Annotated in this window: 25 protein-coding genes; 16 read left to right on the plus strand and 9 right to left on the minus strand. The window is 33.2% G+C overall.

Translation table 11 applies throughout. The features are described 5' to 3' along the window. Positions 1 to 200: 200 nt before the first annotated feature. From HMPREF2597_RS01240 to HMPREF2597_RS01260, 5 genes are all read right to left on the minus strand, one after another. Positions 201 to 1,154: a 2-hydroxyacid dehydrogenase family protein gene (locus tag HMPREF2597_RS01240; protein ID WP_002492284.1), complete on the minus strand. Its 954-nt coding sequence runs from the start codon at positions 1,152 to 1,154 to the stop codon at positions 201 to 203. 68 nt (positions 1,155 to 1,222) lie between these two features. Next, complete coding sequence (locus HMPREF2597_RS01245; protein WP_002478798.1) at positions 1,223 to 1,537, minus strand: DMT family transporter; 315 nt, start codon at positions 1,535 to 1,537, stop codon at positions 1,223 to 1,225. Beyond that, a complete protein-coding gene (locus HMPREF2597_RS01250) occupies positions 1,537 to 1,869 on the minus strand; it encodes a DMT family transporter (RefSeq protein WP_002478799.1) in 333 nt (110 codons plus the stop codon). Before HMPREF2597_RS01250 ends, HMPREF2597_RS01245 begins: the two co-directional genes overlap by 1 nt. Before the next feature lie 412 nt (positions 1,870 to 2,281). Further along, positions 2,282 to 2,818: a CHAP domain-containing protein gene (locus tag HMPREF2597_RS01255; RefSeq protein WP_002478800.1), complete on the minus strand. Its 537-nt coding sequence runs from the start codon at positions 2,816 to 2,818 to the stop codon at positions 2,282 to 2,284. A gap of 298 nt (positions 2,819 to 3,116) precedes the next feature. After that, positions 3,117 to 3,539 (minus strand): DUF4870 domain-containing protein, encoded by a 423-nt coding sequence (locus tag HMPREF2597_RS01260; protein ID WP_002478801.1) that lies wholly within the window; start codon positions 3,537 to 3,539, stop codon positions 3,117 to 3,119. 231 nt (positions 3,540 to 3,770) lie between these two features. Here HMPREF2597_RS01260 and HMPREF2597_RS01265 point away from each other — a divergent pair, with 231 nt between their 5' ends. Then, complete coding sequence (locus HMPREF2597_RS01265) at positions 3,771 to 4,844, plus strand: NAD/NADP-dependent octopine/nopaline dehydrogenase family protein (protein WP_002478802.1); 1,074 nt, start codon at positions 3,771 to 3,773, stop codon at positions 4,842 to 4,844. 42 nt (positions 4,845 to 4,886) lie between these two features. Then, entirely contained in the window at positions 4,887 to 6,278 is a 1,392-nt protein-coding gene (gene nhaC / locus HMPREF2597_RS01270; protein WP_002478803.1) for a Na+/H+ antiporter NhaC, read from the plus strand. 653 nt (positions 6,279 to 6,931) lie between these two features. Here the strand turns inward: nhaC and HMPREF2597_RS01275 are convergent. Further along, entirely contained in the window at positions 6,932 to 7,669 is a 738-nt protein-coding gene (locus HMPREF2597_RS01275; RefSeq protein ID WP_002478804.1) for a CHAP domain-containing protein, read from the minus strand. Positions 7,670 to 8,239: 570 nt separating this feature from the next. On the opposite strand from HMPREF2597_RS01275, the gene HMPREF2597_RS01280 reads away from it, so the two are divergent. From HMPREF2597_RS01280 to HMPREF2597_RS01295, 4 genes are all read left to right on the plus strand, one after another. Beyond that, positions 8,240 to 10,216 carry an AraC family transcriptional regulator gene (locus HMPREF2597_RS01280; protein WP_002478805.1) on the plus strand — a complete coding sequence of 659 codons (1,977 nt, stop codon included), beginning with the start codon at positions 8,240 to 8,242 and terminating at the stop codon, positions 10,214 to 10,216. A gap of 36 nt (positions 10,217 to 10,252) precedes the next feature. Next, a complete protein-coding gene (locus tag HMPREF2597_RS01285) occupies positions 10,253 to 10,993 on the plus strand; it encodes a transcriptional regulator, SarA/Rot family (protein ID WP_002478806.1) in 741 nt (246 codons plus the stop codon). A 29-nt stretch (positions 10,994 to 11,022) separates the two neighbouring features. After that, complete coding sequence (locus HMPREF2597_RS01290; protein ID WP_002478807.1) at positions 11,023 to 11,343, plus strand: PH domain-containing protein; 321 nt, start codon at positions 11,023 to 11,025, stop codon at positions 11,341 to 11,343. 371 nt (positions 11,344 to 11,714) lie between these two features. After that, entirely contained in the window at positions 11,715 to 12,056 is a 342-nt protein-coding gene (locus tag HMPREF2597_RS01295) for a transcriptional regulator, SarA/Rot family (RefSeq protein ID WP_002478808.1), read from the plus strand. Between the two features lie 157 nt (positions 12,057 to 12,213). Here HMPREF2597_RS01295 and HMPREF2597_RS01300 read toward each other — a convergent pair whose 3' ends face one another. Beyond that, entirely contained in the window at positions 12,214 to 14,307 is a 2,094-nt protein-coding gene (locus HMPREF2597_RS01300) for an AAA family ATPase (protein WP_070817113.1), read from the minus strand. 206 nt (positions 14,308 to 14,513) lie between these two features. On the opposite strand from HMPREF2597_RS01300, the gene HMPREF2597_RS01305 reads away from it, so the two are divergent. The 5 genes from HMPREF2597_RS01305 to HMPREF2597_RS01325 all read left to right on the plus strand — a co-directional run bounded on the left by HMPREF2597_RS01305 (position 14,514) and on the right by HMPREF2597_RS01325 (position 19,330). Then, complete coding sequence (locus HMPREF2597_RS01305; protein WP_070817114.1) at positions 14,514 to 15,659, plus strand: acyl-CoA dehydrogenase family protein; 1,146 nt, start codon at positions 14,514 to 14,516, stop codon at positions 15,657 to 15,659. 239 nt (positions 15,660 to 15,898) lie between these two features. Further along, positions 15,899 to 16,807: an ABC transporter substrate-binding protein gene (locus HMPREF2597_RS01310; RefSeq protein ID WP_002478811.1), complete on the plus strand. Its 909-nt coding sequence runs from the start codon at positions 15,899 to 15,901 to the stop codon at positions 16,805 to 16,807. Between the two features lie 178 nt (positions 16,808 to 16,985). Further along, complete coding sequence (locus tag HMPREF2597_RS01315; RefSeq protein ID WP_002460105.1) at positions 16,986 to 17,927, plus strand: nucleoside hydrolase; 942 nt, start codon at positions 16,986 to 16,988, stop codon at positions 17,925 to 17,927. 69 nt (positions 17,928 to 17,996) lie between these two features. Further along, complete coding sequence (locus tag HMPREF2597_RS01320; RefSeq protein ID WP_002460104.1) at positions 17,997 to 18,542, plus strand: biotin transporter BioY; 546 nt, start codon at positions 17,997 to 17,999, stop codon at positions 18,540 to 18,542. 23 nt (positions 18,543 to 18,565) lie between these two features. Continuing rightward, positions 18,566 to 19,330 (plus strand): GNAT family N-acetyltransferase, encoded by a 765-nt coding sequence (locus tag HMPREF2597_RS01325; protein WP_002478812.1) that lies wholly within the window; start codon positions 18,566 to 18,568, stop codon positions 19,328 to 19,330. A gap of 106 nt (positions 19,331 to 19,436) precedes the next feature. Here the strand turns inward: HMPREF2597_RS01325 and fdhD are convergent, their stop codons facing one another. After that, positions 19,437 to 20,225 (minus strand): formate dehydrogenase accessory sulfurtransferase FdhD, encoded by a 789-nt coding sequence (gene fdhD / locus HMPREF2597_RS01330; RefSeq protein ID WP_002478813.1) that lies wholly within the window; start codon positions 20,223 to 20,225, stop codon positions 19,437 to 19,439. A 184-nt stretch (positions 20,226 to 20,409) separates the two neighbouring features. On the opposite strand from fdhD, the gene modA reads away from it, so the two are divergent. The 5 genes from modA (at position 20,410) to HMPREF2597_RS01355 (ending at position 24,217) form a co-directional block, all read left to right on the plus strand. Beyond that, positions 20,410 to 21,186: a molybdate ABC transporter substrate-binding protein gene (gene modA / locus HMPREF2597_RS01335; protein WP_002460100.1), complete on the plus strand. Its 777-nt coding sequence runs from the start codon at positions 20,410 to 20,412 to the stop codon at positions 21,184 to 21,186. Between the two features lie 13 nt (positions 21,187 to 21,199). Continuing rightward, positions 21,200 to 21,871: a molybdate ABC transporter permease subunit gene (modB, locus tag HMPREF2597_RS01340; protein ID WP_002460099.1), complete on the plus strand. Its 672-nt coding sequence runs from the start codon at positions 21,200 to 21,202 to the stop codon at positions 21,869 to 21,871. After that, positions 21,872 to 22,477, plus strand: a complete 606-nt coding sequence (locus HMPREF2597_RS01345; protein ID WP_002460098.1) for an ATP-binding cassette domain-containing protein — start codon at positions 21,872 to 21,874, stop codon at positions 22,475 to 22,477. 215 nt (positions 22,478 to 22,692) lie between these two features. After that, the gene (locus HMPREF2597_RS01350) at positions 22,693 to 23,697 is read left to right on the plus strand and encodes a ThiF family adenylyltransferase (RefSeq protein WP_070817115.1); all 1,005 of its coding nucleotides are present in this window, start codon (positions 22,693 to 22,695) and stop codon (positions 23,695 to 23,697) included. A 13-nt stretch (positions 23,698 to 23,710) separates the two neighbouring features. Continuing rightward, positions 23,711 to 24,217: a MogA/MoaB family molybdenum cofactor biosynthesis protein gene (locus HMPREF2597_RS01355; protein ID WP_002478815.1), complete on the plus strand. Its 507-nt coding sequence runs from the start codon at positions 23,711 to 23,713 to the stop codon at positions 24,215 to 24,217. Positions 24,218 to 24,240: 23 nt separating this feature from the next. On the opposite strand, the gene moaC is transcribed toward HMPREF2597_RS01355, so the two are convergent. Further along, positions 24,241 to 24,726 (minus strand): cyclic pyranopterin monophosphate synthase MoaC, encoded by a 486-nt coding sequence (gene moaC / locus HMPREF2597_RS01360; protein WP_002460095.1) that lies wholly within the window; start codon positions 24,724 to 24,726, stop codon positions 24,241 to 24,243. Positions 24,727 to 24,756 lie beyond the last annotated feature (30 nt).

The following is a 24,756-nucleotide window of genomic DNA, read 5'->3' on the forward strand; positions in this document are numbered from 1 at the left end:
GAATTCAATTCATCTGAGTGTTATTTTTCTAGGATTTATGTCCCAACCTGACAAGGTTGACTTGAATTGAAAAAAGCTTAGTATAAGCGTATTTTCAATTCAATCAACTACCGTCAATATAGAGTTCAGAGTCTAAAATATCATTATGTTCTAGACTATTGTTGTATTTATATTAAAGGAAATTGATAGTTTAGAGGTCATTAATTGACGATAAATTGCGGCGTTTCACCTGTTAATTTTTTAATTGTATCATTTGCAACAATTTTAGACATCATATCACGTGCTTCATACGTCGCATTCCCAATATGCGGTGTGATGACAACGTTATCTAATGATTTCAAGCCTTCAGTAATTTTAGGCTCGAATTCATAAACATCTAATGCTGCGCCTTCAATCTCTTTATCATGCAATGCTTGTACAAGTGCTTCTTCATTAACAATAGGACCACGTCCAGCATTTACAAGATAAGCAGTTGATTTCATCAATTTAAATTGCTCAGTATCAATAAGATGATGTAGCTTTGGAGAATACGCTGCATTAATCGTGATAAAATCGGAATTTTTAAGCAACGTTTCTAAATCAACATATTTTGCACCAATCTCGCGCTCTTTTTCAACCTTTTGATGTGGACCTGTATATAAAATATCCATATCGAAAGCTTTTGCACGTTTGGCAACAGCGCCACCAATTTCGCCTAATCCAATGATACCAATCGTTTTACCTGATACTTCACGTCCTCTAAAGAAAAGCGGAGCCCATCCATCAAAGCCTTGTGTGCGTGATAATTTATCACCTTCAACGATGCGTCGAGCAACTGCTAAGACTAATCCAAAGGTAAGTTCGGCTGTTGCATTTGTAGATGCTTTAGGCGTATTTGTTACATCGATATTTTTTTCGCGAGCATAATCAACATCGACATTATTAAAACCAGCACCGTAATTTGCAATGATTTTTAAATTATTAGCAGCATCAATTACCTCTTTATCAACATTTGTCGATAAGATACTAATAAGTGCAGAAGCATCTTTGACACCACGTTTTAACGTTTCTTTATCAATAATACCTTCACCTTCATACATTTCAACTTCGAAATGCTCTTTTAATAAATTTAAACCGACTTCTGGAATTTTTCCGGCAATATAAACTTTTTCCATCATTATCACTTCCTTTAGCTCCAGTATAGTAAATTGAGAAAACGTATACAATTTATATACTTTACTAATTAGCCGAGCAGCCGGAGTCCAATTACAGCTGCAATAATTACTGCAATAAAACCTATGCGTAATGGGTGTGTAGATTCTTGGTAGAACAACATACCGATAAATGTGCCTCCTGCAGTTCCTATGCCCGTCCATATTGCATAAGCAGTACCCATCGGAATGGACACCATAGCTAATTTTAAAGTTGTAAAACTAAGCACAAAGGTAAGTGCCAATAAAATTATGTAGTACCAACGAGATGTGCGTGCAAGTTGATTTAACAGCACAACACCTAAAATTTCAAAACAGCCAGCAATGATTAAATAAAACCAAGACATTAGTTGCTACCTCCATGTTCTGTTATATCAGTAGTTAACTTGAGCCCTAAAATGCCTATAATCAACATTAAAATAAGTATTAGTTTTAATATGGAGATGGGCTGATGGAAAAATAGCATGTCAACAATAACTGTTCCAGCCGCACCAATACCAACAAATAATGCATAGACTGTTCCAACGGCTAGAGACTTTGTTGCAGATATAACAAGATAGAAACTTAGCGCAATCATTAATAATGTGAAGCTCCAAGATGTCAATGAATGCGCTTGATTCAAGCTTGTGACCCATACTATTTCCAATAAACCTGCCATGATGACTTTTAACCAGGTCATTTGTTATTCCTCCTCTAGCTTTAAATCGCAACAGTCGTATTTTCTCAAATATGCTATACAACTGCAATATTTGGGCATTAAAAAAGTGTGGCACAGAAATTTAAAGCGTTCTCTTTCACACTAATTTACTTTCTTTGTATATGCTTGGAGCACCAGCTTGTATATTTTTTGAAATGCATATGCCATTTTTCCTTGCATAGAGCTTAGACAAGGTTGATTCATTAGAATGTCTGAGTCATTTATTGGTAAACGTGCATATGCTGAAAACTGTTATGATGGATACATGCGATATATAAGTATAACTAATTTTTAAATAGAACCAATTGAGTATTGTCAAAATATAGATGTGAGCCCAGGACAAGAATGATGTCCCAGGCCCAAACGTGTAATTTATGATATTTAAATATTATGCTTAGTTCAAATGAATATAATTATAAGCGCTAGCTTGACTGGCTGAAATTGTGCGTGTGTCTGTTGAAAATGGACCGTTTGAGTAGTTCATTTCTGATATAGTCACTGATCCATCACTATTGACACTTTCTACGTATGCAACGTGTCCATAACTACCTTCAGAAGTTTGTAATATCGCGCCTTCTTCAGGTTGATGATCTACTGTGTAACCCGCTGCTTGAGCTGCACTTGCCCAGTTATTGGCATTGCCCCATGTAGAACCAATTTTTCCGTCGACACGGTCAAATACATACCAAGTACATTGACCGGCAGTATATAAATTGCCAGAAGATGTAGATATTGATTGTGTAGATGTGCTAGTTGATGTTGTATTTGTTTCTGTAGTGTGATATTGATAAGCTTGTTGGCTAAAGTTTTGTTGTTGATAGCTGTATTGATGTGAAGGTTGAAATTCTGCTGCATCAGCTTGATGGGATGTGCTGATTAATGTGGCACCTAATCCTGCAGTTAAAGTTGTTATTGTTAGTAGTTTTTTCATTATAATAAAATCCTCCCAATTGTATGAAATATTCACAAAGATGGTAGCGCATCTTAATTGTGAATGTTATCGTCGTTTAACGACAAAACTTACTTTAACAGAAATATACATGGAAATGTGTGATGTTATCTTTTCGTAAATAAAATAATAAAACCCTGCATCTCTCTGTAATAAAAGAGCTGCAAGGTTACAAGTGATATACAGAGCTAAATGTGCGCTGCAAAGATGAAAAGTAGCTGATTTAAATAAAACTAACCTTTAAATATTACAAATGTTTGTAACAAAAACACTGTACAATTTATTTGAAAAATCGAATGGATAATGGAGCTTGGTAATAGGTACCTTGATAATATTTAACACAGCCAATGATGTTGAAAACAGAAAAGGTAATCAGTAATCCCAAAATGACCAAATTTAATAACAAAAATATAAATATTGAAATCAAGCCTGAAGTTGGATCAAAAGGCATATAAAAAATGAGTGAAAACATCATGATTACTACAGGTACTGCACACCAAATCATATAAGAAATAAACATATTTAAATAGCTTTTTCCTGACTGATCAATTAATTTAGAATCATCTTTTTTAACTAGCCATATAATTAGAGGGCCTATAAATCCTGAGACGAAACCTAATAAGTAAATAAGCATAGCCATAAGACGAACATCGTCACTATCGTTATGTTGTGGTGTATTAAAACCTTGTGATTGTTGCGTCATAATAACTCCTCCTGAGTTTAATAAAAAATCTAATCACATTAACTATAGCAGAATAAGTAACCCATGGGTATTAAGAACGTATTAACATGCAGTACTTATGCAAATTGTAGGTTTAACATATATGATAAATGGTTATATATTTATGAATATGTATGGTGCGCTTTGTTTAAAACGCATCATTTTTTATTGAATTTATTTTGTATTGAAATATTTTAAAAGTGAGGTATTCAGATGAAAATAGCTATTATTGGTTCAGGTAATGGTGCGGTTACTGCCGCATTAGACATGGTAGATCAAGGACATGAGGTAAGATTATATTGCCGAAATCAATCACTGGAAAAATTTAATACTGCATTTGAGCGTGGCGGCTTTGATTTTAATAATGAAGGAAATGAAAAATTTATAGAATTCACTAATATTAGTGATGATATAGCTTATGTATTACAAGATGCCGAACTCGTTCAAGTGATTATTCCTTCATCTTTTATAGAATACTATGCAAAGGTTATGTCATATCACGTAACCAATGACCATTTAATCTTCTTTAATATTGCAGCGTCAATGGGCTCAATTCGTTTTATGAATGTGTTAGAAGATCGCAATATTGATGTACACCCTAAATTTGCTGAAGCTAACACGTTAACATATGGTACAAGGGTAGATTTTGCACAAGCGCGTGTTGACTTATCTCTTAATGTGCGACGCGTGTACTTTTCAACATTTAATCGTGAAGAATTAAATGATAGTTATGATAAAGTAAGTCAAATTTATCCTCAACTAGTCAAAGAAGAAAGTTTATTGAAAACGAATTTAGAAAATGGGAACCCAGAAGTGCACCCAGGGCCAACGTTACTTAATGTAGGCCGTATTGATCATGCACAAAAGTTTTCACTTTATAAAGAAGGAATTACGCAACATACAGTAAGATTACTCCATGCGATAGAATTAGAGCGTATTAATTTAGGCCGTCGATTAGGATTTGAATTAGAATCGGCGAAAGAATCAAGAATTCAACGGGGCTATTTAGAACGTACAGACGAAGATGAACCTTTAAATCGATTATTTAATACAAGTCCAGTCTTTTCTCAAATACCGGGTCCTAATCACGTAGAAAATCGTTATTTAACTGAAGATATCGCTTATGGTTTAGTGTTATGGTCAAGCATAGGTCGTGTTATTGATGTGCCGACGCCCAATATTGATGCAGTTATAATTATCGCTTCAACCATACTAGAGAGAGACTTTTTTGAAGATGGACTTACTGTTGAAGAATTAGGTCTTGAAAAGTTAGATCTCAGTTACTGATAAATAAAATCATAACTAGTTGTGAGATAAGGAGCTGACTATATGACAAGAAAACCAACGTTTTTCGAGGCACTTTCTACCATCATTGTTATGGTCTGTGTAGTGACAATAGGATTTATTGTTTTTAACATTCCCATTCAAGTACTATTACTTATTTCATCAGCTTATGCCGCATTGATTGGTATTCGAGTAGGGTTGAAATGGAATGACATAGAAGAAGGGATTACGCATCGGTTAACTACAGCGATGCCTGCTATATTTATCATATTGGCTGTGGGTATTATTGTTGGGAGTTGGATGTACGCTGGTACTGTGCCTGCTTTAATCTATTATGGATTAAAATTTTTAAATCCTCAGTATTTTTTAGTGTCTGCATTTATTATTTCTGCCATCTGTAGTTTAGCTACAGGTACAGCTTGGGGATCCGCATCAACTGCAGGTATAGCGCTTATTTCCATTGCAAGCCAATTGAATATGAATTTAGGTATGGCTGCAGGTGCCATCATTGCAGGTGCCGTCTTTGGGGATAAAATGTCACCGCTATCTGATACAACTAATTTAGCAGCATTAGTTACGAAGGTGAATATATTTTCACATATTCGTGCGATGATGTGGACGACAATACCTGCTTCACTCATTGGTATGATTGTCTGGTTTGTCTTAGGCTTACATAACGATGGTCATGTAAATACAAAGCAAATTCAATCACTATTATCTGAACTTGCAACGTTATATCAGTTTAATTTCTTTGTTTGGATACCGCTCATTGTTATTATTATTTGCCTTATGTTTAAAGTATCGACAGTGCCGTCGATGCTAGCATCTAGTATTACTGCAATTTTTGTAGGTGCGTTTAATCATCACTTTAATTTAGCAGATGGATTTAAAGCTACATTTGATGGGTTTACAGCTAATATGACTGGACATAGTCATATTTCTCATAATGCTAAAACATTAATTGAACAAGGTGGCATGATGAGTATGACTCAAATTATTGTTACCATTTTTTGTGGCTATGCATTTGCTGGTATTTTAGAAAAATCAGGCTGTTTAAATGTTTTATTAGAGACCATTTCAAAAGGTGTCAAATCAACAGGTAGCCTTATTTTAATTACTGTTATTTGTTGTTTAATGATGGTGTTTGCTGCTGGCGTAGCATCTATTGTAATTATTATGGTTGGTGTTGTGATGAAAGATATGTTTGAAGACATGGGGTTAGATCGATCAAATCTATCTAGGACGCTGGAAGATGCAAGTACAATGGTATTACCTCTTATTCCATGGGGAACTTCAGGAATATATTATGCACAGCAATTAAATGTGCCGGTTGATCAATTCTTTATTTGGACAGTACCATGTTATTTATGTGCTATATTAGCTGTTTTTTACGGGTTTACAGGTATTGGTATTAAAAAAAATAATAAAGTTACGTAAAAATTATTTCAAAGCATGTTTAACTATAGCTATATCCGGTTAATATAAAGTATGCTAATAATTATTAGAAGTCACTGTTTATTTTTGTAGCGAGAATAAATGTAGCGATATGATTATTAGTAAAATATCCTCTACATAGGATGATGGTTCAATTTTTGTAGCGAGGATTGAATCTATTAATCTTACATGAATTCCGTAATGTGCATCATTAATATATAGACATAACCATTAAAAGAGATACTGAATTTGTGAAGTAAGGTGAGCCATAAATATGACTCACCTTATTAATGCGTTGTAAAAAGAAATGTAACATTTTATTAGATTGCATCTGTCATAAGGCACTTTGATTAATTCGTTAAGTAAAATTTAATATATAGTACGAAAACACCTTATTTTTTAAAATTTCCAGTACAAAAACACATATAAATACACCGCAATCTAGCGAGCGGGGCCCTAACAAAAAGAAATGCAACAAGCATTTCCACGGACAACGCAAGGTTGGGGCTAAGCACAGAAAAACTGGCTGAAGCGGGTCTTAAGTAAGTCAATCATACAAAGTATTAAATATAAAAGAAGCACAAAGATGATTTATGTTAAACCATCTTTGTGCTATTATTTTGGGATTTATATCCCAGCCTTGATAACTTTAAATATTAATGAATGAAGTTGTATGAAGCTGCTTGAGATGCAGAGATTGTACGTGTTGTTACAACACCTGGTCCATGACCATAGTTCATTTCTGAAACAGTTACTGAACCATTACTTCCAACACTTTCAACATAAGCAACGTGACCATAGTAACCTTGAGATGTTTGCATGATTGCGCCTACTGAAGGTCTGTTATTTACAGTGTACCCAGCAGCTGCAGCAGCATTTGCCCAGTTGCTAGCATTGCCCCAAGTTGAACCAATTTTACCGCCAACTCTATCGAATACATAATAAGTACATTGACCACTAGTATATAAGTTGCTACCTGAATGTGAAGCACTTGAGATTGACACACCATGAGATGATGGTGCACTTGTAGTTGTCACATGTATGTTAGAGCTAGAAGTTGAATAGCTTGCACCCAAGCCACCAGTACGGTATGAATTTGATGAAGCATATGTGTTGCTGTAATTATAGTTGTTGTAATTGTAATAGCTATTATAGTTATTGTAATAAGTGTAACCTTGGTTTTGGTTTAATTGATTTGGTGACCAGTTACCTTTCCAAGTGTAATGATAGTTACCTTGTGCATCGATTGTATAAGAGTAGCTGTATGAGTAAGGGTCATTTGGATTATAACCGTCATGATTTGTTTGTTCAGCAGCATGAGCATGGTGTCCACCAGTCAAAGCAAATGTAGCAATTCCTGCAGTAGCGATTGTAGCAGTAGCGATTTTCTTCATTATAAAATATCCTCCCGAAAAATAATTTAATATAATTGTATTTTTTATAGTGGTTGATGAATCGGACATCAACAATTAATCATCTTGTTTAAGACAAACAATACTTTACCAGAAAAAAGTTGGTTTGTGTGGGTTGTTAACATTTTGTAATTTTCCTCTAATATATTTTAAACGTATTTTGCATAATGAGATATTTTGTAATAAAAAGAAATGCTTATATAACAGACTTTATTCAATTTTTTTTGATTTGTTAATTTTTTTATGTCATCATTTTGTAAAAAAACAGAAAATAAAATAATACAGTTGAATTATGTAGAAAATGGTGCATAGGATAATTGATGATAAAAAACATGGATAAAGGATAAAAAGTTTTAACTGATATGAAATAATATGCGAATAATAAAAAGTTGGCTATAATTAAATATGATTTTGTTACTACTTATACCGAAATAAAAATTACAATTAACTATGTGAGATAGATACATTGAAGGAATGGTGTATGAATACTTCAGGTGGGGATTGAAGTATATTGTTGTATATCTCTGTAATTAATTGATGAGAGGACGACATATGAACGGACAGTTTTCGGTAAAATTATTACAAAAGTTAAATACTTATGGGCAAAAGACAGTCAATGTTAAGTTGATTTATTGGGTGAAAGGGCAAGGTACGATTGATATTAATTTGAAGCAATATCACATGACAGAAGGGGATATTGTACTTTTAATGCTGAACGATTTATATCAAATTCAAAGCGATGATGATGCAGTGACGTTAGTTGTTGATTTGTCTTTTAAAGACTATGTGAAATATGCGAGTGAATATATTGATATCAGTGGCTATAAACTATCAAATATTGAGAAGCAACAAGTATTACCTATATTAATGAATATCATTGAGTTAGAATGCTTTAATAAAGCAGACGAACAGACAACTTTAAAAATGATTAAACATTTATGTGTTGAATTAGGTTCAATGTCGCACTTATATAGAGCAAAAACACAAAATATGACAGTATTAGATGAAGTCCATGACTATTTAATTTCACACCATACAAAAAAATTAAAAAAGCAAGAGATTGCTAATGCATTAAATATGACAAATCAAGAATTGTCAAATGTTATAAAATACCAAACACCTTTTCAAAGTATTAATCAGTATGTCAATGATATTCGCTTGAAATGCGCGCTTATCGATATTTTAAAAGAGCATCGAACTGTGGAAGATATTGCATATCAGCATGGGTTTAATCATTACTCTAGGTTTATTAATTTATTCAAAGATTCATATGGATATACCCCAAAAGAAATTAGAAAGCAGTATCATAGTTTAACAACAAGTTATTATGAAAATATTCAATATTTACCATTAAGCGAACAAACTTATCAATCTTATTTTCATAAGGTAAAACATTATACAACAGTGTCCAATAATAAAGATATCATCCTCTCTTCTAATACTTTGCCAATTTGTCATATAGAACCTAAAGATTTATTTATTACCAGCCAACAATTGTTGTACTTGAATGAGCATCAGATATTTTATGTAACACAGCATTTATTTTCTAAAAATAAACATGTTTATGTGATTATACCCTTTGATTTGACTGATTTCTCAGCGGTGCAGAGAATGTGTGAATATTACCTTACTAAATTAAACTATTTAGGACTAACGCCTATATTTTATTTTAAGGGTTTAGATTTAACATACCTCGAGCAACATGGATTTAATAATGTGAATCAATTATTTATAACTTTATTTTATTCACGCTTTGTAAATGAAGTAGATGGTGTATCAATTATGTTAGATAGTACTGACAAACAAGTGATACAGAAGGTTGTTAATGAGGTTAGACAATTTTTTAACAGATGCACATTGTATTTATCAGTACCTCATCGAGATGTTAGACCATATGAATTTAATGAAATTGATGAGTATATTACCTCATACTTTATAACTTTTGAACAATTAACTACTTGGAAAAAGTATCATCACAAAGTGATTTTAGATACAACAATGTTAAATATGAATCAAAATGGCGAGATCACTCAACAAAATATAATCAATTTTTCTTTGATGGCACGGTACTATTTAATGCTTAAAGGCATAAGTTTTTCGCTTGATTTTTTGCTGCAGTATTTATTTCACGGACGTAATATGGATAACAATATGTTTTTAGCGTTTTTCAATATGATGAATCAACTTAGAGGGGATATTGTCCATCAAGATAATCAAATTATTTTAACCAAGTTTAAATTTGAGTATCAATGTTTAGCTTTCAATATGAATATTTCAACCGCAGAACAGTTACAAGACTTGCAATTAAATTTTAAAACAACTCAGCCGATGAGCCATGCTGAAAGTAGTTTAATTACTTATACAAAAGCACCGAACTTAAATCATCATCAAGATCAAACGAAAAACAAAGATAATTTGTTTCAGCCACATTTTTGGAAAGGCCAATTATCATACCCAACGATAATTAACCGTAAATATATATTGCCTAGTATGAGTATAGGGCATATTAAATTTTCACTTAGAAGCTAATGCATGGTATTTGCTGACTAAGGAGGGTGTGTAGTGATGAACATTAACACACGAATTAGATTGGTGTTAGGATGCTATTCACTAGTAAAAACCGTCAATGAAAGTTTGAGATATGCTTATCATATGAATATGCAACAATTTAAAATACTTCTATTTATTAAAGATTATTCAACAGCGCATGAGCGCCCTTTGACGATTCAAACTTTAGTGATAAAAGAACACTGCAATAAAGCAATGATGCTTAAACATCTAGCTCAGTTATACGCAATGCACTGGATATCAAAAAAGCGTAATCCTAATGATCAACGGCGACTTATTATTTATATGACCAAAATACAACATAAAAAAATTGAGCACCTGCTTCAAGAAATTAAAAAGATAATTGCCAATTATGATATAGATGCTAAGTTGGATTTACACTGTCATTTTAAACTTAAAGAGTTTATGGATGTGAAAGTACTCCACGATGACTTTGAATTAACAAGTTTACATGACAGTATACATTTAGATGAATTATTTATTTTAGGGCTTATCTATCTATATCCTAATGCGTACAATATGGCACAATTAAAATATGTTATTGAACAGCATAATATGTATATTACTCCATTGATCAAATCTTTAGTGGATAAAAAGTACATTTATAAAGAAAGATGTCGAACGGATGAACGGCAAATTCGAATAGGTATTAAAACAGATAAACTGTCCCAAGTGAAATTACTGTTTAATGAATGTTACAATACTATTGTTAACCACTTAGAATTAACCCATATATAGTCAATTCAAAGTGAATAGGATGATAAATAATGATACTTGATAATATTAATCCAAATGATTTGTTTCCAACTGAAACGAAAGGGCCATCTGTCTTAGGGATAATTGAATATCATGTTCAAGGACAATCTGAATTTGAAGGTGCATTTATAGCAACCTCAGAACGTTTAATTATGAATGTTGATATGAATGGCCAATTTTATTACAGAAATATTCCTTATAATGAAATAGAGTCAATTAACATGACTGACGATGGTATCAGTTTTACTTTTAATATTGGGAAAGTTCCAATGACGAAAATTAAGAATAGAGATATTCAACGATTTGTCGATTATGTGTCTAATAAAATATAAAAAAGAGGATATGTAAATCTAAGTATTTGTTGAAGATTATTCAATATCTTAGTTAATGATTGAACTTCATTATATGTATCAATTCCATACGTATACTAGAGGTGGTATAGTAAAGGTCATTGGCCTTACTTTTACCATCTTTTTTCTATGAAAACTGCCATCATTACATAAATAGGGATGTAATTCATTTTGGCGGAATAGAAAAATCTATAATTGCAATTAATGAATTAAATCACTTTAGCTTAATAAAAATATTGAATTTTATTATCTAATTGTTATAAAATATTATTTATAACAAGAGATGCGTTAAAATTTAAAAAACATTTAGCAAACCAAGCAACAAGATATGCATCAGAGGAGTGGTTGAAATTATGAGTAAGATAAAAAATATTGATGAACTAGTCAGTGCAACATTTCAAGTTAAACAATTTTTCAAAGCGACAAAGAAAAAATATAATTTAAGCTATGAAGAAATCTTTATTTTAAATTATATTTTAAAAAGTGAGTCCAATGAAATAACTTCTAAAGAAATTGCAGTGACTTCAGAGTTCAAGCCTTATTATTTAACAAAAGCACTACAAAAACTTAAAGAGTTAAAGCTATTATCTAAAAAGCGTAGCGTTCATGATGAAAGAACCGTTATTGTTTATGTTTCTAAAGATCAACGTCAGCGTATTCAAGAACTTATTCATGAATTAGAACAATATATTTAACTCATATAAGCATTGTTCATTAGCAAATGATGCCATCATTTATTCAAAAAAGCGCACTTTTTTCAGGAGTGATGTGCACCCCAAAAGTTGGATTAAAAATCTAACTTTATGGGGTGCACATCACAGTAGGAGAAAAAGGTGCGCTTTTAATTAAATATTAATTTGTACCTTTTACAATGATTTCATCATTATCAATATCTATGTCAACATGTTTTACATCAGTATGATCTAAATAATAGTCTGTAATTTTATCTCGTACCTGTTGTTCAACAACTCTGCGTAATGGACGTGCGCCCATTTGTTTATCATAGCCTTGTTCAATTAACCAGTCTTTTGCTTCTTGAGAAACATTCATTGTAATATCTTTTTTATCTAAAGTCACTTGAACATCATCTAAGAGTAAATTAATAATATCTTGTAAAGCGTGTTTATCTAAATGCGTAAACTCAACGATACCATTAAATCTGTTAAGAAATTCAGGTCTGAAGAATCTTTTTAATTCATTCATAATGTCATCAAATTCTTCGTTGTCTCCATAACCAGCATTGGAAGTGCATATGACGATTGTATTTTTAAAGTTAATAACATTGCCTTGCCCATCTGTTAAATTACCATCATCCATTACCTGTAAAAGCAATGTGAGAATTTGAGGATTTGCTTTTTCAATTTCATCAAATAAAATAACTGAATAAGGATTGCGTCTTACTTTTTCAGTTAATGTATTGGAGTTGTCATCATAGCCAATATAGCCTGCTGTAGTACCTATCATTTTAGACACTGCTGTTTGATCACTATACTCACTCATGTCTAAACGAATCAATGCTTCTTTGTTACCAAATAAATCAATAGCCAACTGTTTTGCTAGTTCAGTTTTACCTACACCAGTAGGTCCTACAAATAAGAAACTACCAATTGGACGGTTACCTTCATCAAATCCAGCTCGATTACGACGAATGGCTCTAGAAACCATATCTACCGCTTTATCTTGTCCAATGATTTTATTTTTTAAACGGCGATTAATATTTTTTAAACGTTCGATATCATTATCATCCATTTGTGATACAGGTATTCCAGTTAGCCTTTCAATCGTATCAGAAACATCTTGGACAGTAGCTACGGATTGTTGTTCTTTCGTACCATTATCTAATTGATTTTGTAATTCTTTAATTTGGGATTGAATTTTATCTGCTTCTTTGTAAGCTTCTTTACTTACCGCTTGTCTCTTATCATTTTCTAATTCAGTGATTCTCTTTTCAGTTTCTACTTTATCCAGCGCAGGGTTTTGAGCAGATAAATGTGCGGATGTAATATCTAAGACATCAATCGCTTTGTCAGGTAAAAGCCGTTGAGGAATATATTGATTTGATAAATCTACACATGCTTGCAATACTTCATCTGGCAACTTAACTTGATGATGTTCTTCGAATTTTTCTCTAATACCTTTTAAAATTTCGACTGTGTCTTGTGCACTTGGTTCATTAACAACGACTTCATTAAAGCGTCTTGCTAGTGCAGCATCCTTTAAAATATTATTACGATACTCATCTTGTGTGGTAGTACCTATAATAGAAATCTCACCCCGACTTAATGCTGGTTTAAGTATATCTGATAATCCTTTACCACCAGATTCACCGCCTGTTGAGCCAGAACCTATCATTTGATGAATTTCATCAAAGAATAAGATGGCATTTTCATTTTCTTTTAAGGCATCAACTAATTTTTGAACGTTTTCTTCATAAGCACCGCGATATTGTGTGCCAGCTTCTAAACTAGAAATATCGACTGAAATAATATCTTTATCTTTAATCGAAGTTGGGACATTCCCTTTAACGATTTCTTGGGCTAAACCTTCAACGATTGCAGTTTTACCTACACCTGCTTCGCCGACAAGTATAGGATTATTTTTAGTACGACGACATAATACTTCTGCTGTCTTTTGAATTTCAGTATCGCGACCTATCACGGGATCAAGTAAACCATCACGTGCTTCTTGTGTTAAATTGCGTCCAATTTGGGATAAGTAATCTTTGCCACCAGTATGTTGTTGATTATTTTGAGCATTTTGAAATACATTTGCACTTTGTTCTGCAGAATGTTGACCTTGCTGTCTTAATTGATTTAATTCTTCAGGAGAAACTTCTTTACCATTAATATAAAACTTTTTATTTCCAGTATTGTTATTTGCTTGCATATCTTGCATCATTCGTCTAAGGATTGAATCAAAATCATTACTAAAAAATTGATTATTCATAAAATTCACCTCAAATATCAAAATTATTTTACATATGTATATTTACACTATTTTATAGTGATCAAACTTTATTAAACGATGAATTAATGAAAGATGTGTGAATTTACTCTAAATATATGACTTAGTACGCATAATGGATGAACTTTAATTCATAAATGTTGAGTGGTAAACTAGGGATAAATAATTGTAATGAATAGGTGATGTCAATGATAAAGTCATTTTTAATACACAGCAAGATTCAGAAAAAGTGGATTGAGAAATTCAAGACTATAGAGGATAGCTTTAAAGCAAGGGCAAATTCTAATGATTTACATGCTAATTTTCCCTTTGAGAATATAGAATGGCTTATTAAAGAAGGATATAGTTTATTAACACTTCCAGTAGCTTATGGTGGTAAAGGAGCTACAATTGAGGATATGGTTGTGCTACAAACATACTTAGGCTCTATCGATGGAGCAACTGCATTGTCAATCGGGTGGCATCTTAGTGTTGTGGGTCAACTTTACGAACAAGATTTATGGGACCAACGTATGCTTAATCGCTTTGCTGAAGATATCAAACAAGGCGCCCTTGTCAATAGAGCAGTAAGTGAAGCAGAAACAGGTAGTCCAACTCGTGGGGGTCGACCGGCTACGCATGCGGTTAAAGAAGGTGATGTATATGTGCTTAATGGCGTGAAAACATATACTTCTATGAGTAAAGCATTAACACATTTTATTGTTGGTGCATATGTTGAAGCTATTGATCAAGTTGGCTTTTTCTTAGTATCCAAAGATGCAGATGGTGTAGAAATTGCAGATAATTGGAATGTATTGGGCATGCGTGCTACAGAAAGTCATGATTTAGTGCTAAACGATGTTAAAGTTCCTCTTGAACATTTTGTTGAAACACGAGGACAACGACGCCCAAATGGATGGATACTTCACATTCCTAGTACATACTTGGGAATTGCTCAAGCAGCTAGAGACTATGCAGTCGACTTTGCTAAGTCATATCATCCTAATAGCATTCAAGGTAGCATTGCTGAGTTATCTACAGTTCAACAAAATATCGGTAAAATGGAGTCATTACTATTATCAGCGCGACATTTTCTATTTAGTACGGCAAGAGGATATCAAATGTTAGACGGAGAAAGCCAAATTTGGAATGAAACCTCAGCGAGTAAAGTTGTGGTGATGAATCAGTGCCTTGAAGTGGTTGATTTAGCTATGAGAATCGTTGGCGCAAAAAGTTTGGAAATGGAACGCCCATTACAACGATATTATCGTGATATTCGTGCCGGCTTACACAATCCACCAATGGAAGATATGGCCTATAGTAATATTGCCAAGTCTGTCTTAGATTTATTTTAATGATGAACTATTAAAGTTAAAGGGTGTAACTATTGTTTTTTTATGTTCTGTAGGCATTATTAATCATAGACCAAGCAATATATTTTAGTTGCTGTTTACTTATTTTTATTTTGGAGAAAAGTAAGGCAAAAAAATAATTTGCAAAAATACCCATAAAATAGTAAATGTTATGTTGTAAAAAATCTAAAAATTGAGTATAATAGCACAATAATGATAATCATTATCAATAGGAGGATGTTATGAAAAAATTATTATTACCGCTAATCGCCTTGGTACTTGTACTAGCAGCTTGTGGACAAAGTAAAGATGCAGATAAGAAAGAAGATACAAAATCTTACACAATGGATGATGGCAAGAAAGTGGATATTCCAAAAAATCCAAAACGTATTGCCGTTGTTGCACCTACATATGCTGGAGGACTTAAGAAGTTAGGTGCTAATATTGTTGCTGTTAGTAACCAAGTTGATCAAAGTAAAGTATTAAAAGATAAATTCAAAGATGTGGAAAAAATTGGAGATAACGATGTAGAAAAAGTTGCTAAGCAAAAGCCAGACTTAATTTTAGTATATTCTACTGATAAAAATATCAAAAAATACAAAAAAATTGCACCTACTGTAGTAATCGATTACAACAAACACAAATATTTAGAACAACAAGAAATGCTTGGGAAGTTAATTGGTAAAGAAGATGAAGTGCAAAAATGGGAAAAAGATTGGAAAGCACAAACAGCTAAAGATGGTAAAGAAATAAAAGAAAAAATTGGCCAAGATAAAACAGTATCAATTGTTGACGAGTTTGACAAAAAGTTATACACATATGGTGACAATTGGGGCCGTGGCGGCGAAGTATTATATCAAGCTTTCGGTTTGAAAATGTCTGAAGGTCAAAAGAAATTAGTTGAAAAAGCCGGCTGGGCTGAAATCAATCAAGAAAAAATCCAAGATATTGCGGGAGACTACATTGTTTCAACGAGTGAAGGTAAAACAACACCTGGATATGAAACAACAAACATCTGGAAAAACTTACCAGCTGTAAAAAATGGTCATGTAGTAAAAGTAACTGCTGGTACATACTGGTACAATGATCCATACACATTAGACTTTATGCGTAAAGATTTAAAAGAAAAATTAATTTCTGCAGCAAAATAATCTTTTAACTTCATTTATCAGTTTGGGACATAAATCCTAAACAATAGGGAGCGGGGGAGAATTCATTATGAATTCTCCCCCCGTTTCTTTCAACTTGTCAGAAATATTTATGTCCTATCTTCATTTTAATATACTATACTATAATATTGATATGTAAGACGACTAAAGGAGAAAAAACATGACACAACAAGTATATTTTAATCATGATGGTGGCGTTGACGATTTAGTTTCACTTTTTTTATTATTACAAATGGATAATATTAATTTAATCGGGGTAAGTACTATTGGCGCTGATTGTTATTTAGAACCTTCATTAAGCGCCTCAATGAAAATAATTAATCGATTTTCAACAAAAAATATTGCTGTTGCACCTTCATATGAGCGTGGTGCTAATCCGTTTCCTAAAGATTGGCGAATGCATGCGTTTTTTATGGATGCGTTACCTATTTTAAATGAAACACATTTACATACTTCTGCTAGTATAAGTCAGATGGAAGCCTATGAAGATATTATTTTTAGATTAGAACAGAGCACTGATAAAGTAATCCTACTATTCACCGGACCGCTTACTGACTTAGCTGAGGCACTAAAAAGAAAACCCAATATCATACATAAAATTGAAAAGTTAGTATGGATGGGAGGAACGTTTTTAACACGAGGTAATGTAGAAGAACCTGAACATGATGGGACAGCGGAATGGAATGCATTTTGGGATCCTTCTGCAGTTAAAACAGTATTTGACGCCGATTTGACTATTGATATGGTTGCTTTAGAAAGTACTAATCAAGTGCCGCTCACATGGGAAATAAGACAACGTTGGGCGAATGACAGACGTTATACAGGTGTTGATTTTTTAGGTGTTAGTTATGCTGCTGTACCGCCTTTGACTCATTTTGTTACAAATTCCACTTATTTTTTATGGGATGTGCTAACAACTGCTTACGTTGGTAATCCACAGTTAGTGGATTATCAGACAGTAATGGCTGATGTTATTGCAAAAGGACCAAGCCAAGGTCGAACATTTTTAACTGATCAAGGACGTCCAATTAATGTTATCAATGATGTGAAACGTGATGCCTTTTTCGACTATATCACCGCATTAGCAATGAAAGTTGACTAAATGTAAACTTTCCATTTATAAAAGTTTACAAAGGTGTTATAATCATTCTCATATAAGGAGGATCACGATATGAGTACAAAAGAATTAGTATATACAGCAGTCATGACTGCCATTATATGTATTTTAGGATTGGTTCCTGGAATACCTCTACCTTTTATGCCAGTACCCATTGTTTTACAAAATATAGGCATATTTTTAGCAGGGATTATTTTAGGACGTAAATTAGGTGCATTAAGTGCTGTTGTCTTTTTATTGCTTGTCGCTACAGGCCTACCAGTTTTATCTGGAGGAAGAGGTGGTATAGGTGTCTTTGCGGGGCCATCTGCTGGCTTTCTAATTTTATATCCTTTTATTGCTTATGCGATAGGTTCTGTTAGAGATGCGTACAAGCATAAAATCAATTTTCTAGTATTGATTGTGCCAACACTCCTCTTTGGCGTGTTATTATTAGATATTGTAGGCACGATTGTTATGGGCTTTATCACACAAATACCTATTTCTAAAGCATTTTTATTTTCATTCTCATTTATGCCTGGAGATATCATTAAAGCAATCATTGCTTGTCTGATTGGTGCAACCATGTTAAATCATAGTAGATTTAAAAATTTGATATAATTTAAAAAAATTAGGTGATATGTATGGAAGAATTGAGTTTTGAGCATATAGCGATAATGGGAAACCTCTTTTATGAAGATTCTAATAAAAAGATATATTTAACTCCTGAAGAACCGCATACGTATCATTCTAATCAATGGATATATAAACAACTACCTAATATCGAAGAATGGCGACGAGATGTACAAAGACAACAACAATTTCATCAAGCGCATCAATGTACACATCTTGCCTTTACATTTCCAGCGAATCATCATTTAGACAATGATTGGAAACAGATACTTAATAAAGAAGGGTACCAACTTGGGGTGCTTGAGCTCTATGTGATTGAGTCTGCTGAGCTGGCGCGTTGGCAAACGAAATCAGATGTACAAATTCAGATTGTAGACAAAGATAATTTAGAGGATTATTTAACAATTTATAAACATTTTGCATTACCGTTTGGTCATAGATTTGCTGATGAAAGTGTCAAACGTACACGTATCCATATTCAACAACAATACGATAATGTTGTTCGCTTATTAGCTTATTATCAAAATCAACCAGCGGGTATTTTAGATATGATCGTAAGTGACGAAATTGTTGAAATTGATGGTTTTGGTGTCTTAGAGAATTACCAACATCAAGGGATTGGTAGTACGTTACAAGCCTATGTAGGGCAATATGCTGACACAAGACCGGTTATTCTAGTTGCTGATGGTGAAGATACGGCACGTGATATGTATCTTAAGCAAGGATATATCTACAAAGGTTTTTGTTATCAAGTTGTTAAAGAAAATATCAAATAAAATATAAAAAGGGAGCGAAAAAGAATTCATTATGAATTGTATTTCGCTCCTTTTATGACATGAAGATAATTGACGTGGGCTTTTAATTCTATAAAAGGTTGAAATCTTATGCTTTAACGCGTTCTGGATGACTGTAAATATTAAATGTACCATCTCGTATAAAGCCAATTGCTGTAATATTTAAATCATTAGCTAGCGTGATGGCAAGCGTAGTTGGAGCTGATTTTGAAAGTATTACGCCAACACCGATTTTTGCAGCTTTAATAAGAATTTCAGAGGAAATACGTCCACTAAAAATGAGGATTTTATCTCGAACGGGAATACGGCGTTTTAAACAAAAACCATAAAGTTTATCTAAGGCATTATGTCGACCAATATCTTGGCGGTGTTCAAAGAATGTGTTGCCATCGCTAATTGCAGCGTTATGCAGACCGCCTGTTTGTTTGAAAAGTGTACTAGCTCCTTGTAGACGTGTCATCATATTTAAAATTTGTTGTGGATGCAGCGTTATATGAGACATCGACGTTTTTGCTATCGCCGCATCGTTTTGGAAATAAAACTCACGACTTTTGCCACAACAAGAAGCAATCATGCGTTTAGTTGAATATTCAAATCGATCACCGAGTTCATGTGTCAAATCCACATGGGCAAACCCCTTACTATCATCTATTTGGCAAGATTTAATTTCATCACGCTTGTATATTGCACCTTCTGATGCTAAAAAGCCAATCACTAATTCTTCCATATGAGTTGGACTGCAAATAACAGTAGCAAACTCATCTCTATTTACCATAATTGTAAGTGGAAACTCAGTAACATAGCTATCCGTTGTAGTTATAAGTCGCTCTCCATCATAATGAACAATGGATTGTCCTTGTAATACATCTCTTTCCATAATCATGCTCCCCACATCGTACAAGATAATATATTTATTATAATGCTAAAATACTAAGATTAAAATATAAATGATAGTACCACATTTAAGGCGTATTATTTAAAGTTATATGAAATTGTAAAATACACCTTTTATGAATATAAAAAAGTAGTATAATAATCCTAGAAGAGAGGGAATTTTGTCAATGAAATTTAAACATTTATTAGTTGTAATTGCAACATTAGTACTTATTTTAGCTGGTTGTTCTAGTGGTGGAAACGACAAAAAAGACGATAAAAAGTCATCTAGCTCAGATAGTAAACAAGAATTACGTATTTCTGCAGCAGCAAGTTTAGCCGATGTTTCAAAAGCACTTGAGAAGGAATTTAAAAAAGATCATAAAGATGCCAAAGTAACTTTTAATTATGGTGGTTCTGGAGCATTAAGACAACAAATTGAAAAGGGTGCCCCTGCTGATGTATTTATGTCTGCAAATACGAAAGATGTTGATGCATTAAAAGATAATGTGCATGATACATATAATTATGCTCATAATAAACTTGTACTTATTGGTGATAAAGACAGTACACAATCTTCAGTCAAAGATTTAAAGGGCAATGAAAAATTAGCTTTGGGTGAAGTGAAAACAGTACCAGCAGGAAAATATGCGAAACAATATTTAGATGATCAACATCTATACAATGCTGTGAAAGATAAAATTGTATATGCGAAAGATGTTAAACAAGTTTTAAATTATGTTGAAAAAGGTAATGCTCAGATGGGATTTGTTTATAAAACGGATCTCTATACTAACAAACAACGCAATGATAAAGTGAATGAAATTAAAGAAGTTGAATTGAAAAAACCAATCACATATAAAGCAGGTGCAACTTCAAATAGCAAACTTGCAAAAGAATGGATGGACTTCCTAAAATCAGATAAAGCCAAAGCCATTCTTAAAGATTATAAATTTTCGAATTAAGGAGGTCTAGTCAATGCCTGATTTTACGCCATTTTGGATTTCGCTTAAGGTTGCTGTGATAAGTACGATTATCGTAATGATTTTAAGCATAATAATTGCAAGACTGCTATATCGTGGCACAGGGCATTTTACGAAACTCCTTGAAAGTTTGATTCTCTTGCCGATTGTCTTACCGCCAACGGTCATGGGATTTATTCTATTAATTATTTTTTCACCGCGTGGTTTTGTGGGGCAATTTTTTCAAAATGTCTTACATCTTCCAGTGGTATTTACAATGACAGGTGCAGTTATAGCATCTGTCATTGTTAGTTTTCCACTTATGTATCAACATACTGTTCAAGGATTTCGTAACATTGAGCCTAAAATGCTTAACACAGCTAGGACAATGGGAGCAAGTGAAAATAAAATCTTTTTCAAGTTGATTTTACCGTTATCAAAACGTGCTATTTTAGCAGGAATTATGATGAGCTTTGCCAGAGCAATTGGTGAATTTGGTGCAACATTAATGTTAGCTGGATACATACCTAATAAAACGAATACATTACCACTCGAAATATACTTTTTAGTAGAACAGAGTCGTGAAAATGAAGCGTGGTTATGGGTGCTAGTTCTTGTGGCATTTTCAATTGCAGTCATCGGTACTTTAAATTTTGCTAATCGAGATAAGTATCGGGAGGTTGATTAAATGCTTAAAATACAATTGCATTATCAATTAAAACAAACACATATTCATATTGACATTGATGATAATATACCGAAGATATATGCACTTAGAGGACCATCAGGAATTGGAAAGACGACCGTATTGAATATGATTGCCGGTTTAAGACAAGCAGATAAGGCCTATATTGCTGTTAATGGACGTGTCATTACTGATACACAACAACATATACAAACTAAAATTCAATCAAGACATATTGGTTACCTTTTCCAAGATTACCAGTTATTTCCGCATATGACGGTGTACGACAATATTACATTTATGGCTGAACCATCAGAACATTTAAATCAGCTGATGAAGACTTTGAATATAAGTCATTTGAAAAAACAATATCCAATGACATTATCAGGTGGCGAAGCTCAGCGTGTTGCTTTGGCACGTGCATTGAGCACAAAACCAGATTTAATTTTATTGGATGAACCATTTTCTAGTTTAGACGATGCTACGAGAGATGAAGGTATAGAATTAATAAAACGTATTTTTCAAGAATGGCAAATTCCTATTATATTTGTTACGCATTCAAACTATGAAGCTGAAACGCTTGCAGATGAACTGATTATTATTGGTTAATATCATTTTAATTGGAGCTAAACAGGTCATTTTTGATCATTTAAATCGCATTTTTATGAGAGCGGTACTCAAAGGTAAATGAACCTTGGTTTCGCTCTTTTTTGATTCGCTAAAAAGTATCCTACAAAGTATTTTTATATAATAATTCAAATTTTTGAGAGTAGCTATAAATACTTATATAATGATGATAATGATGCAGAAAGAGGGAGCTAAGCATGACGCAAGACCGATACTCAAGGCAAATTTTATTTAATAAAATTGGTGAAAAAGGTCAAGAAGATTTACGACAAGCTCAAGTACTAATTGTTGGAATGGGAGCGTTAGGTACGCACTTAGCAGAAGGGCTAGTGCGTGCAGGAGTAAAGCAATTAACGATAGTTGATCGAGATTATATAGAATATAGTAATTTACAACGCCAAACATTATTTACAGAGCAAGATGCAGCAGAGGGCTTGCCAAAGGTAATTGCTGCAAAGGCGCATTTGGAAAGTATTGATAAAGATGTACAAATACATGCTTTTATAGCGCAAGTCGATCATGCATTTTTAAGCTCGAATGGCACGCATGTTGATTTAATACTCGATGCAACAGATAATTTTGTAACGCGTCAATTGATTAATGATTTCTGTTATCAACAACATATTCCATGGATATATGGCGGAGTTGTTCAAAGTACTTATGTAGAAGCTCCATTTATACCTGGTAAGACACCATGCTTTAATTGTTTAATACCACAGTTACCATCGATGACGCTAACCTGTGATACGGTGGGTGTGATACAACCAGCAGTAACTATGACAACGAGTTTACAGCTTAAAGATGCATTGAAAATATTAACGCATCAAGATATTGCAGCAAAACTAACTTATGGAGATATATGGGAAGGACAGCATATAAGTATTGGTTTTAGTAAAATACAACAAGATAACTGTGCGACTTGTGGAACGGCAGCAAACTACCCTTATTTACAGCAACAACCTCAGCGCTATGCCATGTTATGTGGACGTGATACTGTACAGTATGTCAATCCAGATATTTCTCAAGAGATGTTGGTGTCATATTTGGGCGCGCGTCAAATCGATTATCAAACGAACGGTTATTTAGTGATGTTCCACTTTAATAAATATCGTATTGTTTGCTTTCATGATGGTCGCTTTTTAATACATGGAATGACTAATATTACGCAAGCTACAAAACTCATAAATGCTTTATTTGGATAAAGGAGGTCTAAATATGCATACACATAGGAAAATAGATAGAGCTATAAATTGTGCTGTATTAACGGTTTCAGATACTCGAGATAAAAAGAGTGATAAAGGAGGACAACTTGTTCAAACATTACTGCATGATGTAGATGCGGAACTTGCTATTAAAGATTACGCCATAGTAAAAGATGAAAAAATAGCAATACAAAATCAATTACAGTTATGGTTGAAGTCTGATATTGATGTCATTATCACAACGGGTGGTACAGGAATTGCACCAAGAGATGTAACGATTGAAGCGGTAGAACCATTGTTGACAAAAAAATTAGATGGTTTTGGGGAGTTGTTCAGGTATTTAAGCTATGCTGAAGATGTTGGTACAAGGGCACTTTTATCGCGTGCAATTGCAGGCACAGTAAATAAAAAACTTATTTTTACGCTACCAGGTTCTACAGGGGCTGTTAACTTAGCAATGAAAAAGCTCATACAACCAGAATTAAATCATATGGTTTATGAGCTCAATAAAAAAGTGTAATAATTGAAATAAATAAAAAATGGTTATTGTCTATAGTATTCGCCGGATTTGCCGCCAGTTTTACTTAATAAAAATGTTTCACCAATAATCATGCCTTTGTCAACCGCTTTAGTCATATCGTAAATAGTTAAGGCGGTTATAGAAGCTGCAGTTAATGCTTCCATTTCGACGCCAGTTTTGCCAGTAGTTGAAACGGTTGCTTCAATATTAAGTTGATGTTGACCTTTGTCTAAATCTGACCAAGAAAATGTAATATCAATACCAGTAAGCGGTAAAGGATGACACATTGGAATCATTGTAGAGGTGTTCTTAGCAGCCATAATTCCTGCAATCTGTGCAGTATTTAAGACATTCCCTTTTTTAGCTGTATGATTAACAATTTGTTCATAAATTGTGTGATTTACTATAATACTTGAATGTGCAACGGCAGTGCGTTTAGTGATGTTTTTTGCTGAAACATCAACCATTTTGGCGTTGCCTTGATGATTTATATGTGTGAAATCAGCCATGATATTCCTCCTCTTAAAATTCAGTATATC

It is taken from the genome of Staphylococcus sp. HMSC063A07 (assembly GCF_001836955.1).
GTDB lineage: Bacteria > Bacillota > Bacilli > Staphylococcales > Staphylococcaceae > Staphylococcus > Staphylococcus lugdunensis.